Source organism: Paenibacillus sp. TCA20 (assembly GCF_000732325.1).
Classification (GTDB): domain Bacteria; phylum Bacillota; class Bacilli; order Paenibacillales; family Paenibacillaceae; genus Paenibacillus; species Paenibacillus urinalis.
Map to the genome: position 1 here is coordinate 47,340 of NZ_BBIW01000011.1, position 17,574 is coordinate 64,913.

A 17,574-nucleotide genomic window follows, 5' to 3' on the forward strand; every position below is an offset into this window, starting at 1 on the left:
GTTCAACTACAATGGGAATAGTTTCTTGTTTAAAAAAATGAGCCAGAGTCTCCAAGCTGAGACTCTGGCTCATTTTTTATCAGTATCCAGTGATATGAATAAAATGTAACAATTACATACCGACTTTTAGGGTAAAATATCATGATCCGTCCATTTATTATGACTTAATTTACATAGGTAGGTGTATTCATGTTTCAATCGTATCTGTTTCCGATCTCCTACGCCTTCATGACCTTTCCTATAGCCGCCTTGTTTTTTACACTTCCGTTTCTTATTGTGCAGTATCGAAAACATGGCTACATTAATAAGGTTAGGGCGATAATGCTGTATCTGTTGCTGCTTTATTTAATGACCGCTTATTTCCTTGTTCTTCTGCCGCTGCCGGCGGCGAGGCATAATGAACCCTTATCTGGTATTCCATATCAGCTCATCCCGTTTAATTTCATACATGACATCCTCAAAGAAACGAATGTTTCAGCCCAGGATGTCAGCACTTACTGGAAATTGCTTACGGAAAGAGCCTTTCTTCAGGTTGTCTTTAATATCGTTCTGACCGTACCTTTTGGCCTCTTTCTGCGTTATTATTTCCGAACACGCTGGGTCCGTGGGATCCTGTTGTGCTTCCTCCTCTCGTTATCCTTCGAGATAACACAGCTGACAGGCATATTCGGTTTCTATGATCATCCCTACCGCGTGTTCGATGTAGATGATCTGATTATGAACACGCTTGGCGGTATGATTGGATTCCTGCTTGCCGAGTGGTTCACAGGATTACTGCCTAGAATTGAGCACCTTGATAAAGAAGTCGATATTGCTGGAAAACGAGTGTCCTATACCAGACGTGCAGTAGCGCTCTTATTTGATGGGTTCATCTGCTTGATCTTGTTCAATATCGCTAGCATTCTAGATGTACCTGCTGCCTTTTGGATCGTTACCGGCTTATATTTCATGGTGTTTCCTTTTCTAAATAAGGGAAGAACCTTTGGTAAATGGCTTGTCCGCATTCATTTGACTGGAGAGGCGGGAAGGCTGAAGCTTACCGGTCTTACGATCAGATATGGGCTGCTGTACTGGATATTTTTCGGCTTAAACCTGATGATTGTAACGGCGAGTCTTCCTTCCTATGGAAGTACGCTGTTTGCTTTTGTCATCTTCGTCATGGACGGCTGGTTTGCCCTTCATGTGCTGCGCCGGTTCTTTAGCAAAAAAACGCTCCTGTTCTACGAGCAGCTCAGCGGTACGAAGCATCAGATTACTTGGCAGAGACCGACACCTGAGCTTGCACAGAAGCCTGCTGAATAATGTAAAACATATTCGAAGCCGCCATGTGGCGGCTTTTTGTTAATGAAGCAATCCAGCTTCTATGTGGATGTTTCCTCAGATCATCTAGATACCCAAAACGGTATTCCATGCTTCAATAACCGAGGTCTTCACTTTACTGCTGTCTGCTCCGCTCCCTTCCTCCGTCCAAAGGGGTGGATAATAGGTAAACACCTCACCTGGCTGAAGCCCATTCGACTCCTCCTGCCACCCTTTCCAGCGAAACGTCTCATAATACTGGGCTAGATCACCATCAGCGAGCCAGCTAACAAAACCAGAATAAGCAAGCTCCGTCGATTCCCACTCCAATGTATCCGGCGCATAGTAATAGATGTGTCCGTCATTTCCGAAACGACCGATATTCAAACTGAAAAAACCGCCCGCCGCATCGTATGCGACAAGCAGCATTCCTTCGAGAGCCGGAACGCCTTCGCGATCGAGAAGTCCATTCCAGAACGGAAGACTGCCATATATACCGTCACCGCCTGCACCGAGCAAGGTAATCCAGCCATGGTCAAACAGGATACCTGCCGTTTCGTAAGCAACTGCGCCCAGGTAGGATTTGGTGCTGACCTGCAAACGATATAGCGTGTCTGCTCCTGTGTCATGCTCTGCGGGAATGATCACACTCTTGTTTTTACCCTGGCTCAGCATATTCTCAAGCTCTTCCCAAGCGTGGTCTTCCGTGTGAAGCAATTCCCCAATCGTTAAATATCCCATCATTCTCCCCTCCTTTGAATCTATAACCATCTAAGCTCTTTTCATTAACCGATGGTTTCTACGATGCTGCCTTCACGATCCCGGATTAAAGTCTTTATAATATTTAGAACAATATTTACGGATAAAATTGGGACCGAGCCTTCTTTAGGTACAAGCTTATGTGTAAACTCAGCTGCTGCCTGCTCATTCAGAGTAATGGTGATGTTACTCTCTTCTTCTTTACAACCCGCTATATCCCCTGGCTCGAACACAACCTGAATATTTTGGCTTAACAGTCTCAGCGTCCTGCCTTTTAATATCCGGCCTTGAAGCAGCTTGCCAACGATATCAGCCTGCTTCGCTCCGATGGTTAATTTGGCCGGAGTCTTTCTAAACATCTTCCTCTCTGACGGCATCCAGTCCAGTGTATCTACGAACAGGAAGCCGGTGCTCGAGCCCCCGTTATACCTGCCATTTGAATAAACTCCACTCTTCCATTAGGCGTCTCGATGGGTGAAAGCTCCGGATCATGAGTAAACGCGAGGGCCGTGAGCAAGGTATCCGCCCCCAGGCAAATAGGTCCATTCGCATCCATATAATCTCCTGCTTTAAAAATGTTCCCGCTCCCGAACACATATCTGCCCATATTTTGCAGCAGGTTAAGCGCCCAGGCCGGCGGCTCCTCCTCTGATTCGCTCCGCGCGACTCTGAAGGTCAGCTCGAATCCAAAGCCGCTGTCCTCCATATTTTCAGATTCCTTTGTATATAGCTCGGAAAATCCATAAGTGACAATATGCCAATGCGGGCCCCCTTGCTCGGATTTATATGCACTGATCCCATCAAGCGGATCCTGACCTCCAAGAGAATATGGAAGCAAAGTTCCGTAATGCTTAGGCTCCTGGTCTCCATAAATAGGCTTTAATGCTTCATCTATAGCATCCCAGCCAGGAGCTTGATCCAGCTGTTCATTTTGCTCTTCGTTCATTTCCTCACTCATCTTATCATTGACCTCCTGTATGTTCTGCTAAAATTCAACCACTGTCTAAACATCTATTATAAATGGATTTGGACTGCCTATTGCTGTATATGGCAAATTTGAGCATTATTTACTACATGAAATACTAAGACAAAGACAACGATTGAATATGAAACTCATGTCAAACGTCAAGTAGGATTTTTTTTCATTGGAGTAAAGGTCTGATCGCATCGATATTTATCGTCCTAAGCAGGCTTCAATGATTAGGAATATCCTTAACTCAGATCCATTCAACTTTTTCATAAAATGCATGAATACGAAATACTTCTGCTTACTTCTTCCTGGTCCACCTCCTACTCATAGGCTTTTGAGGGATAAATAATATTGGCTTCGAGGCACTTATTTAAGGAGATTCTTACTCCACATTCGGATTGGCGATGAGCTCTATATAAAGTAAAATACAGCTAGACCCGATGTATTTGCATATATCATGTATTAACCAACATTCCAATAAAGAGCGGTGATGAGCTATGAAATTTATCGTATCCATGAAATGGGTGCTAGCCCGTATGTATGAACCGGACATCGCGATTGTCGATTGCCGTTTTGCTCTGGGTCAACCAGAGACGGGTAGACAAGCCTTTAATGAAAGCCATATACCAGGGGCCGTATATTTTGATCTGGAGCAGGATTTGTCTTCACCCTTGCATGAACAAGGACATGGCGGACGGCATCCACTGCCTGATGTAGATCAGCTGGTTGACCGAATTCGCAAGGCGGGCATTAGTAACGAGACCCGAATTATTGCTTACGATGATCAAGGCGGTGCAATGGCGTCAAGATTCTGGTGGCTGATGCGCTATCTCGGTCATGAGCAGGTATATATTATGGATGAGGGATTTGCGGCATGGCAGGCTGCGAGCTTTCCGGTCACTGCCGATGTACCGATTCGGATTCCGGCATCCTACACCCCGCATCTCCAGTCTCACCTACTGGCTGATCTAGAAGAAGTGCGGAAGGCTTCCACCACTGGATCTGCTATGTTAATCGACTCACGTGAATACCCGAGATACCTGGGAGAGGTAGAGCCGCTGGATAAAAAAGCAGGTCATATACCAGGCGCTGCCTCATATTTCTGGAAGGATAACCTTCAGGAAGGATCAACTAAATTCAAGTCAGCTGAGGAGTTAAGCAAACGGTTTGAAGCAGTGTCCAAAGATCAAGATGTTATTGTATATTGCGGCTCCGGCGTAACGGCTTGTCCCAATGTACTGGCGTTAACAGAAGCAGGATATGAGAATGTGAAGCTGTATGCAGGGAGCTGGAGCGACTGGATCAGCTATGAGGAGAACCCGGTGGGCATCGGGAACGGGGAGAAACCCAAACATATATAACAGTAATTAAAAATTATGAATACATTTGCAATTTGTAACTATAACTCCTAGAGGATGTGTGTCTACGCCCATCATCAACTTTGTCAGCATCCAACGGCTAAAAGTACTTACTTGGTGGATCCAACAAACTACGACTCACGTTAAGGATGCTTTGATGCTTATGATCAGTTTTGGCGCACTTATTGTTGCACTATTAACGCTGGTCGTCGCCATCATCGCTATGATTAACCACAAGAAATAGACCGCCCCATAGCAAGGTTACGGTCTAAATCTGATCTTATTTCAGAAGCCAACCGCCTTTGAAGCGGTCTACTGTGCTCGGAGTCGTGTTGGCGCACGGCTCCTTCTTTAGTTTTATTATAACGGTATCCGATTATACCTGCAATAAGGCAGTTGTCACAGCTCACAATCGGCAAGTGGTCACTGTATAGATGTATCGCATATGCCGAACATTCACTTCACCCGAAACGTACGAGGAGCATACTTGCGAACCAAGGGCAGAGCAGCCACAAGATAGAGCAGGGCTATAACAGCCGTACATATTGAAAAAACAACCGGATCTGGTCTTAAGCTGATCGATAGGACAAAGACGCCTGACACAATCCAGCTGAAGAGATAAAAGAACGGATTTTTCGTATTCAGCTCTGTCGTGTACGGCTGGAATATATAATACAAAAACAAGTGATGCACGGAGAAAAATACAGCCAGCGATAATGTGCTTACCCACAAAAATACATAGTCGATTGCTGTTGTTAACCCTCCTGCAGCGACAGCCGCCAGCGTCAGCACCAAGGCAAGTACGGCTGCGAGGAGCAGGTTCATGCCCAGAATCCTACTAAGGCGGATCCGAAAGTGCTTCGGCGCATCCTGTCGGTAGAAGCTTTGCCGCAGCAGCTTCAGATCACAATGGAAAAACAGCACTTTGCACAATTGTTCCCCGACGGTCAAATAGGCCATGATGAGGATCAGCCCCGGAAAGAATGTCCCTATGCTAGAAGCCGCGGCAGCCATCGGCTCTCGGTATAGAAATCCCGCAAGAATCAAGGCCGTCCCGAGGGCAGCAACGATGGCCAAACGCTTATACAGCGGCCGCCGGATCAAGCTTTTGTGTCTCGAGAAGAAGATGGCATTAATATAATCGTACCCCTCTTTTTTCTCGAATGTCCTCCTGCTATCGTTCGTCCCCTCTAGATCGTAATCACTGTCCTTCGCCTTGACGGCTGTTTGCTGCGCATCCGCCATCATCCGGCCCAGGTCCAGCAGCGGGTCATCCCGCTTCGTCGCCGCGTCTACCGCATCCGTATAGTCCAGTCGCCAGAAGAGAACAACACTCGCAATGCCTCCCAGTAAAATGCAAATGACGTATAAAGGCACAGCCGAAGTTAACATTGCCCCCCAAGCCAGAGCCCATTCAAACAGTAATGGCGCATATGCTGCGATGTATCCAATGAAAATGACGGTCCAAACGATGACGTTGTTCTTGATCAATATACTGCCGCTTCGCCGAAACAACCAATAATGAAAATATTCCCATACGATCCGCCACATTACAGCAGCAGCCGTGAGGAGAATGCCTTGCAGCATCGGTGCACCAAGCAGCGAGGAAAAAAGGAGCACCGCTGTCAGTAAATAAACAAATAAGGTAACGTATTTATAGCTGAGCGTCGCCCGCATATATCGTGTTGCCGGAAGCCGCAACAGCTTAACCGAGATGTATTTGCTCCGCTTCGGTTCAAGTATTCTGGCATTGGATACTCCAGCAATAATAAATGTGATAATGAAGAAAATATGCCAAAAGATGTCCAGCTGACGCTCTATAGGCAGCTCTTGGCCCAAGGTGACCACCGGAAAATAAACGACAAGGCCGACATACAGCATACTGGTCAGGAATCCCCACACAATAGACAGCAGCAGTGCAGCAATGGCCACTGCCTTCTTCACACCCACTCTGGAATAGACATTGTCACTAACCAGACCACCGATGAGCGGAAGCCGCCGAACATAATAGATTAATCGGTTTGCAATAGAGGATACTTGAAGATGAAGAATCGTATTAAGTGTTCGGAGCATCCGGTCTCTCCTCCCCATCCGCATCATCCTGCAGCAGGTCGATAACGCTCTGTTCGAAGCCAGGACTGCCAAGCAGCTCTTTCGGTACCGAAGACAATTGCCCTTTGTTCAAGATGACTAGTTCATCACACAGATCGGAGGCCAGCTGCAAAATATGCGTAGAGAAGATCAGAATATGATCCTTCTTCATCGACCGCAGTAAATTTTTCATCTCCAGTGCGACAATCACGTCAAACGAGGTCAACGGTTCGTCCAGCAGGATCACCGGCGGCTTCGTAATGAGAAATAGCAGCATCTGAATTTTATTCTTCATCCCGTGTGAATAGTTCTTAATAAGACGATGCCGATCCTCCATTGTAATTCTCATCATCTCGAAGTATTCGTCGATCTGGGTATCCGTCTGCAGCTTATCCCTGTTAATGTCCAAGAAGAACTTTACGAATTCGTATCCCGTCAGGAATTCAGGCAATATAGGCAAGGAGTAGACATATCCGATATCATCCTCTTTCAGCTCACGGCGGATACCATTATCCAGCAGCCATGCATTACCGCCATCAAGCTTGGTTTCCCCGCTCAAGCCATTAAAAAGAGTCGTTTTTCCTGCGCCATTCCGTCCGAGAAGACCGTAAATCTTGCCTTGTTCAAACGTAAATCCGGTGTTTTGCAGTACGTTCTTCTTTCCAAAGCTTTTGACAATATTCTCTAAGACTAATTCCACGTGTGAGATCTCCTCCTTATTTCCATCTATTTTTGTTAATACGAGCCTAAGAGCGTGAGGTGTCGCAATATTTTGAATTAAGCTGCTGTTTGTCGGATTGGAGAAGCTTGCTATCCTATTTCCTGCTGAACTAATATATGTAAAAGTAAGATCGAGAATAGGGGGAGCGATTCAAAATGAACTATAACTTTAAGTCAGAGGAAGCCGCAAAGATTAAAGACCACTTTGGTGAACAAGTTTATGTGAAAGTCCAACAATATCTCGGCATCTACGCAGATCAGTGGTCCCTGTCTTCATTTGAGTTCATTCCTTCCTACTCGGCCAACCTGGTGTTCAAATGCGAGTCCGCCCTCTACGGCAGCTCCATATTAAAGTTTGGCAACCCTGCTGCTACAGAAACGTTAACCGAATTCAGCACCCTTGAGCAGTATAACGGAAGGCCTTTCTGCAAGGTTTACGATATAGATCGTGAGCACTGCATTATTTTGGCGGAGCGAATTGAGCCAGGATATACGCTGAGAAAAGAGAGCTCACTTGAGCAAAGACTTACCGTCTTCTCTTCCCTGTATACAGACCTGCATGTCGAACCGGCTGACCCGGAGATCTACCCAACCTATCTTACGTGGGTGAACCGAATTACGAGTTACATGAGTCAACGGCAGGATGCTCAGGAGCTTTACTTGCATATGAAAAAAGCCCAGGAGATTTGTACCTCCCTCTCTTCGCTTTATTGTAAAGAACGTCTTCTGCATGGAGATTTTCATCATGATAATATTCTACTGGGCCCGCATGGGGAGTATACGGTGATCGATCCGAAGGGCGTCATTGGCGATCCGATTTGGGACACCCCCCGCTTTATCTTGAATGAATTTGAGGAAGAGATTACGCCTAAGCTGTACGACAAGATTAACAGTATCATCCTCACCCTGGAGAAGAAGCTTCATATTCCTGGTGAAATACTGCGGCAATGTCTCTATGTAGAAACCGCGATGGGAAACTGCTGGTGTGTACAAGACGGCTCTCCTCCGGAGGAGCTTCCGAAGCTGCTGGCGTATGTTGATTTTGCCGAAAAAATAATGAACGCGTAATTCTGATAAACAGATCATTTCATAGGAGGACATTGTATTCATGGAAACTTCCAATCAGAGCCTGAGAACCTGCAGCAAGGGTCACCAATATTATAAAAGCAGTGATTGTCCAACATGCCCCACCTGTGAGAAGGAGAGAAAACCTGACAGCGGGTTCCTGGCCCTGCTATCTGCACCGGCAAGACGGGCATTGGAGCATCATGGAATTACTACCTTGGAGCAGCTGTCCACCTACAGTGAAAAAGAGATTTTAAAATTTCACGGTATGGGGCCCGCATCACTGCCCAAGCTTAGAGCTGCTCTGGAGGAGACTGGCTTAGCTTTTAGACGATAAAAGATAAAGACTATAGATAGGTAATCGATAGATTGTTTCATGGCTTCCATAGGCTTCAGCTCATTTTTTAGCTGTTCTTCACCCAAGCATCATTCGAATAGCCCCGCTCTTCCCAGTAGCCGACATGCTCACCCTCAATTAACTCGATCCGGGTCAGCCATTTAACCGATTTATAGGCATACATCTTCGGTACAATGAGTCTGACCGGACCACCGAGGTCGCTGGGGATCGGGTTTCCGTCATGCAGGACAGCGACCATCACATCATCCAGATCTGCCTGCTCCAGTGTCAGTGTATCTGTATACACGCCGTCTCCCGAATAGAACTTTACCGTCTGGGCTGTTTGCTGCACTCCGGCCTGCTTCAGCAGATCTTTTAGCCGTATGCCCTCCCAGGTATTGTTGTAGACTGACCAGCCTGTTACGCAGTGAAAGTCACTCACCTGCACCGTACGCTTCACCTGAACAAACTCCTCCCAGCTCCAGCTTAGGCGGTTATCCACCTTACCATCAATGGTGAAGGACCAGTTCTCGTTGGTGAAGACAGGTATTTTCGTTACGGTATATACCCGGAAATTCCCCTCCGCTCCCCCACCCATGGGATGCTGAGACGCTGAGTGCGGTACTGGTGTAGGAATAAGTTTGTTCTCGTTCTGTTTAAGCAGATTTTCCATCGAATTGCTCCCGCCAAAGCTGCCAAGCCATTTTAAAAAAGATGGAGCCAGCGTTACGGTTAACCCGATGCCAATCACTCCACCGATAAAAGCTCTTCTCGTGTATATAGGCTGTGGGGCCGCAGGATGAAGCGGGTTATCCTTACGTCCCTGTTGGATCGTACGGCGCGCAGGCTCCTTGAACCATTTCAATCTAGTAATGGAGTGATAAATAATGTAGGGTAGACCAATCCATGTCAACACATCATGAACAACCAACGCTGCATTGGCTGCAGCAGGTCCTACCTGCTTGAACTGCCATAGCAGCACACCTGAGATAAACCAGCCTGTAAGAAGCACCAATACGATAACGACGTTTAACCGCTGCCAAGGCTTATGCTTCAGCTGTTTCCAGTGCTTCCCGGCAAGCAGAAGGTAATAGAGCACCGGAAGAATCGATGCCACACCGACAATAATATGGAGCGTTTTAATCCATACCCGTCCTTCTCCCAGTAAACTCCGCCAAAAACCGCCGATAAGGATCAAACCGGTCACAGCTAGTACAACTACGATCCAGCCATTCCAGGTATGTAATGAAACCAGCTTTTTGCCATAACCTTTGCGAAGCTGCTTAAGCCAAGTCCTCATTGTTTACCCCCTCTGCATGATCCTCTCATCTGTCTTGTCAATGATCATGTAATTCCATTATAACGCTGATCAGGCAGCAGGGAGAGAAAAGAACTGGAAGCAGCAGACAACGGTACACCTCGCAGTGTAGCAACACCAACATGCCTTTTGGGAATAGGAGCAGCTAACGGAATCTCCACCAGCGATCCCTCTCTAAGTTCATTCATTACATAATCCCGTATAACAAAGGCAAGACCAAAATCCCTTAGCGCGAATTGAACGAGGAGGTCAATACTGCCAAGCTCAATCTCCGGGATAATCTGCATATCGTGCGCAACCGCATAATCATCGATGTATTTTCGTGTACTCGCTCCTTTTTCCAGCATGAGAATCGGATATTGTCCCAGTTCTTCGCCAGTAAAGATGGTGTTTCCCAAATGAGAATAGCCCTTCCCGCCAACGAGACAATCTTGAATAGCGGAGCTTTCTTTCACTTCAACCTGTCTATCGGTTACGGGGAGACTAACGATGCCAAAGTCGATTCGCCCGTCCTTCAGCAGCTGGATCGTCTCGGGTGTGGTCCGATTCGTCACATGAATGCGAATGTTAGGGTACTCGGCCCTGTAACGGTCAAGGTATGGGAGCAAAAAATATTTGCATAACGTATCGCTGGCCCCGATATGGATTTCACCTTTGTCCAGATTGTGCATTTCTGCGATCGCTTTTTCACCCATGTTTACATTAATAAATGCCTGTTCGATATAGCCTAGCAGCACTTTTCCTTCGGTCGTAAGCTGAACTCCCCTTGAGGTTCTGAAGAACAGCGATCCTCCAAGCTGCTCCTCCATTTGTTTGAGGGTATGACTGACTGCCGGCTGAGTAATGTGCAGTAGCGCCGCAGCTCGGGTCAGGCTTCCTGTCTTCGCTACCTGGTAAAAAACACGATACCATTCTAAATTAACATTCATGGTATTACCTCTCTTTATATTAACTATTAGTAATATTACTTTTTCTTATATAACGAATGAAATTATAATAGTCTCTGGATGTAATTACAAATGGGGAGGCAATTCAATTGACAGTTACAGCAATCGTGGGTGCGAATTGGGGAGATGAGGGCAAAGGGAAGATGACGGATGTATTATCCGCAGCCTCTTCGTATGTCGTTCGCTTTCAAGGCGGGAGTAATGCAGGACATACTATTATTAATCACTACGGAAAATTCGCTCTGCACATGCTGCCTTCAGGGGTGTTCTACCCGAATGTAACGAATATCATCGGTCCGGGAACGGCCCTGGACACCGGCATGTTACAGAAGGAATTGCAATTGCTCGAGGATAAAGGGGTACCCGCACCCGTCCTATACGTTTCCGAACGGGCACAGGTCGTGCTGAGTATTCACCGTCTGTTCGATGAGCTGGAAGAGGAGCGTCTGGGTTCACGCGGATTCGGCTCGACGAAGAGAGGAATTGCTCCCTTCTATGCAGACAAGTATGCCAAGCTTGGCATTCAGGTCTCCGATCTGTTCGATGAAGCACGTCTTAGAGAACGGGTGGAGAGACTACTCGAGCCCAAGAACATCATGCTTCAGCATTATTATAACCGTGAACCTATCCATCCAGAGGTCCTTATGGAGCAGCTTAAAGCGGAGGCAGATTTTCTAGCTCCATACGTAAAGAACACAACTGAGGTTCTGCAAAAAGCTAACCTGAATGGAGAATCCATTTTACTGGAAGGACAGCTCGGAGCACTGCGTGATCCGGATCATGGGATATATCCATACTCCACTTCTTCTTCAACCCTGTCCGGTTATGCTCCTGTCGGTGCCGGACTTCCGGCATCCTCCATCAGCAGAGTCATTGCCGTAGTCAAGGCTTATTCCAGCTGTGTAGGTGCTGGTCCCTTCGTATCGGAGATTCAAGGTGAAGAAGCAGATGAACTGCGCGGACTTGGCGGTGACGCCGGCGAGTTTGGTGCGACGACCGGAAGACCAAGACGGATGGGCTGGTTTGATGTGGTTGCAACGAAGTACGGCTGTTCCATCCAGAATGCAACGGAGGTATGCCTCACCAATCTTGATGTACTCGGTTATCTGGACGAGATCCCAATATGCACCGCATATGAGCTGGAAGATGGCAGTACAACACAGGCCTTTCCGGTGACTAGCAAGCTGAATGGGGCAAAACCAGTCATCTCTACTCTACCAGGCTGGAAAAGCGATATTACTCAAATTCGCAAATTTGATGATTTGCCGAAGGAAGCCATTGCATATGTGGAGTTTATTGAGGCAAGTATTGGTGTAAGCATTAGGACCATTTCTGTAGGGCCAAGACGTGAACAGGTTATTGAACGAAGATAACGGCTCTTTTATTGTTCTCAAAAAAAGGGGTGCAGCCTCTCCAAGGCTGCACCCCTTTTACGCGTTTAAATGCTTTAAATATGCTTCTTGATCTTTTCCTTCAAGGGATCAGAGATCGGAAGCAGAGGCAGACGAACCGAGTCGGATTCAATCCAGCCGAGCTCAGTCAAGATCCATTTGAGCGGTGCCGGGTTCGGCTCTTCCTGGAACAACAGACGGATCAGCGGAACCAGTTCATCGAATTGCTTCTTCGATTCGGAGACCTCACCGCTAATATACCGATTATATACGTCAATAAATTTCGCCGTATTCAGGTTGGCTGATGCCAGCATCCCTCCACTTGCCCCTTGGCTCAGAGAAGCGTGGAACAGAAGATCCTCGCCGCAGAGCACCGGCTTCGAGCCATACCGAGACAGCTCTGAGACCAGCTCTACACCGCCTGAGCTGTCTTTCAATCCGATGACCTGCGGGATATCAAGGATTTCTCTTATTGTATCCACGGATAACCGGATTCCCGTTCGGCCTGGAATTTCATAAGCAATGACAGGGACGCCAGCTTCCGCTATTTTACTAAAATGTGCTACAACTCCCTTGCCGGTCGGCTTGTTGTAGTATGGAGTTACTACAAGGACTGCATCTGCGCCCAGCTCTCCTGCACGCTCTGTCCGCTTAAGCGATGAGAGTGTGTCATTGGTTCCGGTGCCAATGACAATGGGAACCGTTTTATTCAGCTGTTTCATTACAATCTTCGCTATTTCGACTTGGCTCGTGACCTCTTCCCAGCTGGTCGTTGGACACTCTCCAGTCGTTCCGTTGATGACAAGGCCATTAATATCATGGACCAAAAGGTGCTTTAAGTAGGATTCAAATGAGGCTAGATCAAGAGTATGATTAGTTTGGAATGGAGTAACGACAGGTACGTAGATGCCTTTCAAGTTTTGCTCGCTTAACATGTTACAGCTGCCTCCAATACGTTGTATTTATTTTAATTTATCATAGCGTGCAGCATCACTGTTATCTATAATAGTTGATATGTATTATCAATATTATTGATGAGGTGGGCTCATGGATTTTATATATCTCAAAACATTTCGGCAGGTCGCCCTGCGTCAAAGCTTCACCCGAGCGGCAGAAGAGCTCGGCTATGCCCAATCCAGCGTCACGACCCAGATTCAGAAGCTGGAGAAGGAATACAATGTCAAATTGTTTGAACGCCACGGCAAAACGCTTCGTCTCACTTCGTCCGGTGAAGAGCTGCTAAAGATTGCTGTCCAGATTATCGAGCTGTACGATCAGTCCAAAGAAAAGCTGGCCATGCAAGGCGGCGGGACTTTATCTATCGGTACAATTGATTCCATCGCCTCCTATTTCCTTCCACAGGTCATTCAGGCGATACGGGAGTCTTACCCCGAGATGAATATAAGGCTGCAAGCCGATCGGGAGGATTATATCCTAGATCAGGTTAAGGAAGGGGAATTCGATATCGGGCTGATTCTTGGAAATACACTGCCCGAGCCAACCCTGAATACGATTGTGATCAGAGAAGAGCCGCTTGTACTCGTCTCAAGCCCGAAGAACCCGCTCTTACAGCTGAACCAGCTTGAAATTAACGATTTAAAGCATACGGACTGGTTTATGGCGGAAGCCAGCTGCAATTATCGGATTATGCTGGAAAAGGTGCTGCGAGCACATGGCATCCCGTTCAATGTCCGCTTGGAGCTGGGTAATCCAGAAGCCATTAAACGCTGTGTCATGGCAGGTGACGGGATTGCGCTGCTGCCCGAGATGGTTGTACGGGATGAGATACAGAGACAGGAGCTGAGTGTCCTTCCTTTTGCTCCCTCTTGAAGCCAGATCAGGAGCTGATATCATTATAATTCTGGTCTCATTTTTGACTTCAACAATGTGACCTGTACTTTACCTTTTTGTCATTTCCTTATTTTGCTGCAGTGTTAGTATTAACCTATTGAAATTGTTTGTGAAAGGAAAGGTTTTCGCATGTTCCAAATGACCACTTACTTGACTCCACACACCCAGACGTTTGTGAATATGAGCTATGCGGAGATGACTCCGTTTTCAGACCAGAATCTGCAGCATGTGTGCAAGGCTGAGGTGAAATCTCATGCCTAAACCAATGAAAACAGGCTCCCGCTATATGCCGGGGCTGGATGGACTCAGAGCCTTGGCGCTGATTGGCGTTATGTGCTACCACTGGGGACTTGATGAAGCTCCCGGTGGATTTCTAGGTGTCAGCATTTTCTTTGTATTATCCGGCTATTTAATTACAAACATCCTCGCCATAGAGTGGCATCATCATGGAAGAATTGATCTGAAGCAATTCTGGTATCGAAGGTTCAGGCGACTTCTGCCCGCGATGCTGATCATGCTCCTCATGACCGTGGTGTGGATGACTTTATTTGATACTTCTCGGCTCGCTTCCTTGCGCTATGACGTTGCTGCTGCCGTTACATACATAAGCAATTGGCAATTTATTTTCCAGGATATATCCTACTTCGAATCGTTTGGTCCACCCTCGCCGCTTGGACATATGTGGTCCCTGGCCGTAGAAGAGCAGTTCTACCTCCTATGGCCGCTTCTTATGCTGATTGGACTCAAATTGTTCCCAAAACGAGGCCAGATGTTTGTATTTATTTGTACGCTGGCAGCATTATCGGCGCTTCTCATGGCTCTGCTTCATGAGCCGGGTTCGGATCCAAGCCGAGTCTATTTCGGAACAGATACCCGTGCATTCGGGCTGTTGACCGGTGCTGCCCTTGCCATTGTGTGGCCCAGCTACAAGTTATCTGGTAGAGTCCAGAGGATGGCACAGCTGGGGCTGGATGTAACAGGGATATGCGCGCTGCTGCTCGTTCTATATATGATGTGGAGCACTGACCGCTACGCGTCATGGCTGTACAACGGCGGCATGCTCCTCTTCTCGATTGCAGCAGCTGTACTAGTAGCCGTTCTGGCGCACCCGGCTTCCCTGCTTGCCAAAGTGCTTGGAGCAAGACCCCTTCGCTGGATCGGGATCCGGTCATATGGCATCTATTTGTGGCATTATCCTGTACTGATTCTGACGAGTCCCGGAGGAAATCCGGAAGGAATCGGAGCTTTTTATACCCTGCTGCAGGTCGCTGCAAGCGTCATTCTGGCTTCTCTGTCCTGGAAGTACATTGAACAACCGATACGTGAAGGCGCTCTTCGTATATGGTGGCAGGATGTACGGCATCCGAAGCGTAGAAGCTGTGTATTTACACCAAGACGTCTTGCCGTCTATTGCAGCTCACTTCTGTTCATCGGCATCTTCTGTATCGGAATGACGATAAATATATCGGATGCGAAGAAACAAGAGGCAAACGGAGTCTTCTCTGAGTTTCCTTCTCCGGGAAATGCAGGAGAGCCGCCCCCTGACCAACAACACGAGAAGGAACCTGTTCCGGATGAAGAGCAGACAGATGGAGAGCAGCCAAGTGTTGAAGAACCCAGTGGTGGAGAGCCCAGTGCAGAGGAACCGGACGCTGGAGAATCCAATGGCGAAGGTGCAACAGACTCAGATCCAGAGAAGAACTCGGACAATGATGCTGAAAAGGATACAGCCCCGGAAGACATAAAGGATACACCGGCAGATCATCAAGTGAAGCCGATGTCCGGCGCTTCCATTACGGCCATTGGTGATTCTGTAATGGTCGGAGTGACTCCCTGCCTGGAGAAGCTGCTCCCGGGTATAACTGTTGATGCAGAGATCGGAAGACAGATGAGCCATGCAGCCGATTTGCTTCCGGCACTTGAAGCGAAGGATCGTCTATCCGGAACCGTCATTATTGGACTTGGCACGAATGGTGCTTTTTCGGAGAAGAGCCTGACCTCCCTGCTGGACTCTCTTCAATCCGCCGAACAGGTCCTTCTCGTGAACACGAGAGTACCCAAGGATTGGGAGGAGAACGTAAACAAGATGCTGTCTGAGATCGGAAGCAAATATCCGAATACGACAATTATCGATTGGCACGAAGCCAGCAAGGAACATCCCGAATATTTTAGAGAGGATGGCGTTCACCTGGAGCCTGCGGGTGCTGAAGCTTATACTCGTCTAATTATGAGTGCACTACAATGAATGAAGATATCTTGAATTCATCCTTACCCTACAAATTGTGTTTACAAATCAGGGGTCTACGTCCTATAATAGGATAGTAATTGACCCACAGCACGTGAGCTGTCTGATTTATTTCTTAAAAGAGCTGCGCAATCTTACAGATTTGCATCAAGCGATTAAAGGATTTTTTCTCCTTTAATCGCTTTTTTTGTGTGATTGAATTCATTTCGAAGTGTTCTAGTGCATTATCTTGCATCATTTAGATTCATGGAGGTTTTGTTATGAAAAAAAGAATGTATGATATGGTCATGCTGCTTGCAGGAGCATTTATCTTCGCGCTAGCAGTCAATTTGTTTGTCATTCCCAATGATTTTGGAGAAGGCGGCGTTACGGGGATTTCGATCGTTCTCTATTATTTGTTTCAGTGGTCGCCTGCTCTGGTCGGCTTCGTCATCAACGGCATTCTGCTGGTTATCGGCTACAGGCTGCTCGACAAGCAGACAACCTATTACACCATTATTGTCGTCGCGTTTAATTCCTTATTTCTGCACTGGACTGAGGATTGGTCAATCCCGGCTGACGAGCCGGTACTGAATGCCATATTTGCCGGACTGCTCGCTGGCCTCGGTATCGGATTAATTATACGAGTTGGCGGGACTACGGCCGGGACAACGATCCTGGCACGTCTAGCTAACAAATATCTGGATTGGAACATTAGTTACGCCCTGCTCTTTTTCGATATTATTGTGGCCATACTCTCTATCTTTGTCATCGGTATTGAGAATTTCATGTTCACCATCCTGATTCTGTATATCGGTACAAAAGCAATGGAATTTATTATTGAAGGTCTCAATCCGAAAAAAGCCGTTACCATCGTGTCAGCCAAGCATAATGCAATTGCTTCGAAGGTGACCGATATTATGGACCGTGGTGTATCCGTGCTTCGAGGCTACGGCTACTACACCGGTCAAGAGAAGGAAATTCTGTATATCGTGATCAGCAAGCAGGAAGTATCGATGCTGAAGAAAATTGTAAAATCTGAGGATCCCTCCGCTTTTGTAACGATTCATGATGTCCGTGACGTGTTCGGAGAAGGATTTATTGATATTTCCAAATAATAATAGACAGTCTGACAGCCGCGCTGAATAAGCGCGGTTTTTTTATTTCCTATGGATACAGCATCTATACGCGGGTTATATGTCTAACTCTCCGCTTCTGACGAAACATTTTTAGAGGAAATATGA

General features: G+C 47.0%; 16 protein-coding genes and 1 pseudogene. 10 read left to right on the forward strand and 7 right to left on the reverse strand.

Annotated elements, in window-relative coordinates:
• Positions 1-189: 189 nt before the first annotated feature.
• On the forward strand, positions 190-1,302 hold the full coding sequence (locus tag TCA2_RS19125) for a VanZ family protein (RefSeq protein ID WP_047913222.1): 1,113 nt from the start codon (positions 190-192) through the stop codon (positions 1,300-1,302).
• A gap of 84 nt (positions 1,303-1,386) precedes the next feature.
• On the opposite strand, the gene TCA2_RS19130 is transcribed toward TCA2_RS19125, so the two are convergent.
• Together TCA2_RS19130 and TCA2_RS19135 are read right to left on the reverse strand one after the other, a co-directional pair.
• Complete coding sequence (locus TCA2_RS19130) at positions 1,387-2,040, reverse strand: DUF2625 family protein (protein ID WP_047913223.1); 654 nt, start codon at positions 2,038-2,040, stop codon at positions 1,387-1,389.
• 44 nt (positions 2,041-2,084) lie between these two features.
• Positions 2,085-3,004: pseudogene (locus TCA2_RS19135) on the reverse strand (suppressor of fused domain protein).
• 521 nt (positions 3,005-3,525) lie between these two features.
• Here TCA2_RS19135 and TCA2_RS19140 point away from each other — a divergent pair.
• Complete coding sequence (locus tag TCA2_RS19140; RefSeq protein WP_047913224.1) at positions 3,526-4,389, forward strand: sulfurtransferase; 864 nt, start codon at positions 3,526-3,528, stop codon at positions 4,387-4,389.
• A gap of 58 nt (positions 4,390-4,447) precedes the next feature.
• Positions 4,448-4,630: a putative holin-like toxin gene (locus tag TCA2_RS27315; protein ID WP_047913225.1), complete on the forward strand. Its 183-nt coding sequence runs from the start codon at positions 4,448-4,450 to the stop codon at positions 4,628-4,630.
• A 212-nt stretch (positions 4,631-4,842) separates the two neighbouring features.
• On the opposite strand, the gene TCA2_RS19150 is transcribed toward TCA2_RS27315, so the two are convergent.
• Both TCA2_RS19150 and TCA2_RS19155 read right to left on the reverse strand, forming a co-directional pair.
• The gene (locus TCA2_RS19150; protein WP_047913226.1) at positions 4,843-6,459 is read right to left on the reverse strand and encodes a hypothetical protein; all 1,617 of its coding nucleotides are present in this window, start codon (positions 6,457-6,459) and stop codon (positions 4,843-4,845) included.
• On the reverse strand, positions 6,443-7,177 hold the full coding sequence (locus tag TCA2_RS19155; protein WP_047913227.1) for an ATP-binding cassette domain-containing protein: 735 nt from the start codon (positions 7,175-7,177) through the stop codon (positions 6,443-6,445). Before TCA2_RS19155 ends, TCA2_RS19150 begins: the two co-directional genes overlap by 17 nt.
• Positions 7,178-7,353: 176 nt before the next feature.
• Here TCA2_RS19155 and TCA2_RS19160 point away from each other — a divergent pair, with 176 nt between their 5' ends.
• On the forward strand, positions 7,354-8,265 hold the full coding sequence (locus tag TCA2_RS19160) for an aminoglycoside phosphotransferase family protein (RefSeq protein WP_047913228.1): 912 nt from the start codon (positions 7,354-7,356) through the stop codon (positions 8,263-8,265).
• Positions 8,266-8,305: 40 nt separating this feature from the next.
• Positions 8,306-8,599: an RNA polymerase alpha subunit C-terminal domain-containing protein gene (locus TCA2_RS19165; protein ID WP_047913229.1), complete on the forward strand. Its 294-nt coding sequence runs from the start codon at positions 8,306-8,308 to the stop codon at positions 8,597-8,599.
• Between the two features lie 67 nt (positions 8,600-8,666).
• Here the strand turns inward: TCA2_RS19165 and TCA2_RS19170 are convergent, their stop codons facing one another.
• Positions 8,667-9,899 carry a molybdopterin-dependent oxidoreductase gene (locus tag TCA2_RS19170; protein ID WP_047913230.1) on the reverse strand — a complete coding sequence of 411 codons (1,233 nt, stop codon included), beginning with the start codon at positions 9,897-9,899 and terminating at the stop codon, positions 8,667-8,669.
• 44 nt (positions 9,900-9,943) lie between these two features.
• Positions 9,944-10,846 (reverse strand): LysR family transcriptional regulator, encoded by a 903-nt coding sequence (locus TCA2_RS19175; RefSeq protein WP_047913231.1) that lies wholly within the window; start codon positions 10,844-10,846, stop codon positions 9,944-9,946.
• Positions 10,847-10,953: 107 nt separating this feature from the next.
• Between TCA2_RS19175 and TCA2_RS19180 the strand changes: the two genes are divergently transcribed.
• Positions 10,954-12,237, forward strand: coding sequence for an adenylosuccinate synthase (locus tag TCA2_RS19180; RefSeq protein ID WP_047913232.1), 1,284 nt, complete (start codon positions 10,954-10,956; stop codon positions 12,235-12,237).
• 74 nt (positions 12,238-12,311) lie between these two features.
• On the opposite strand, the gene dapA is transcribed toward TCA2_RS19180, so the two are convergent.
• Positions 12,312-13,190 (reverse strand): 4-hydroxy-tetrahydrodipicolinate synthase, encoded by an 879-nt coding sequence (dapA, locus tag TCA2_RS19185; RefSeq protein ID WP_047913233.1) that lies wholly within the window; start codon positions 13,188-13,190, stop codon positions 12,312-12,314.
• Between the two features lie 112 nt (positions 13,191-13,302).
• Between dapA and TCA2_RS19190 the strand changes: the two genes are divergently transcribed.
• The 4 genes from TCA2_RS19190 to TCA2_RS19200 all read left to right on the forward strand — a co-directional run bounded on the left by TCA2_RS19190 (position 13,303) and on the right by TCA2_RS19200 (position 17,448).
• Positions 13,303-14,085, forward strand: coding sequence for a LysR family transcriptional regulator (locus tag TCA2_RS19190; RefSeq protein ID WP_052512228.1), 783 nt, complete (start codon positions 13,303-13,305; stop codon positions 14,083-14,085).
• 150 nt (positions 14,086-14,235) lie between these two features.
• Positions 14,236-14,367 (forward strand): hypothetical protein, encoded by a 132-nt coding sequence (locus TCA2_RS27910; RefSeq protein WP_274338430.1) that lies wholly within the window; start codon positions 14,236-14,238, stop codon positions 14,365-14,367.
• Complete coding sequence (locus TCA2_RS19195; RefSeq protein WP_047913234.1) at positions 14,360-16,351, forward strand: acyltransferase family protein; 1,992 nt, start codon at positions 14,360-14,362, stop codon at positions 16,349-16,351. Before TCA2_RS27910 ends, TCA2_RS19195 begins: the two co-directional genes overlap by 8 nt.
• A 260-nt stretch (positions 16,352-16,611) precedes the next feature.
• Positions 16,612-17,448, forward strand: coding sequence for a YitT family protein (locus TCA2_RS19200; RefSeq protein WP_047913235.1), 837 nt, complete (start codon positions 16,612-16,614; stop codon positions 17,446-17,448).
• Positions 17,449-17,574 lie beyond the last annotated feature (126 nt).

Coding starts and splice junctions, on each gene's coding strand:
- TCA2_RS19165 (WP_047913229.1), top strand. CDS start 8,306: ATGGAAACTTCCAATCAGAGCCTGAGAACCTGCAGCAAGGGTCACCAA.
- dapA (WP_047913233.1), bottom strand. CDS start 13,190: ATGTTAAGCGAGCAAAACTTGAAAGGCATCTACGTACCTGTCGTTACT.
- TCA2_RS19130 (WP_047913223.1), bottom strand. CDS start 2,040: ATGGGATATTTAACGATTGGGGAATTGCTTCACACGGAAGACCACGCT.
- TCA2_RS19125 (WP_047913222.1), top strand. CDS start 190: ATGTTTCAATCGTATCTGTTTCCGATCTCCTACGCCTTCATGACCTTT.
- TCA2_RS19200 (WP_047913235.1), top strand. CDS start 16,612: ATGAAAAAAAGAATGTATGATATGGTCATGCTGCTTGCAGGAGCATTT.
- TCA2_RS19170 (WP_047913230.1), bottom strand. CDS start 9,899: ATGAGGACTTGGCTTAAGCAGCTTCGCAAAGGTTATGGCAAAAAGCTG.
- TCA2_RS19150 (WP_047913226.1), bottom strand. CDS start 6,459: ATGCTCCGAACACTTAATACGATTCTTCATCTTCAAGTATCCTCTATT.
- TCA2_RS27910 (WP_274338430.1), top strand. CDS start 14,236: ATGTTCCAAATGACCACTTACTTGACTCCACACACCCAGACGTTTGTG.
- TCA2_RS19195 (WP_047913234.1), top strand. CDS start 14,360: ATGCCTAAACCAATGAAAACAGGCTCCCGCTATATGCCGGGGCTGGAT.
- TCA2_RS19160 (WP_047913228.1), top strand. CDS start 7,354: ATGAACTATAACTTTAAGTCAGAGGAAGCCGCAAAGATTAAAGACCAC.
- TCA2_RS19175 (WP_047913231.1), bottom strand. CDS start 10,846: ATGAATGTTAATTTAGAATGGTATCGTGTTTTTTACCAGGTAGCGAAG.
- TCA2_RS19190 (WP_052512228.1), top strand. CDS start 13,303: ATGGATTTTATATATCTCAAAACATTTCGGCAGGTCGCCCTGCGTCAA.
- TCA2_RS19140 (WP_047913224.1), top strand. CDS start 3,526: ATGAAATTTATCGTATCCATGAAATGGGTGCTAGCCCGTATGTATGAA.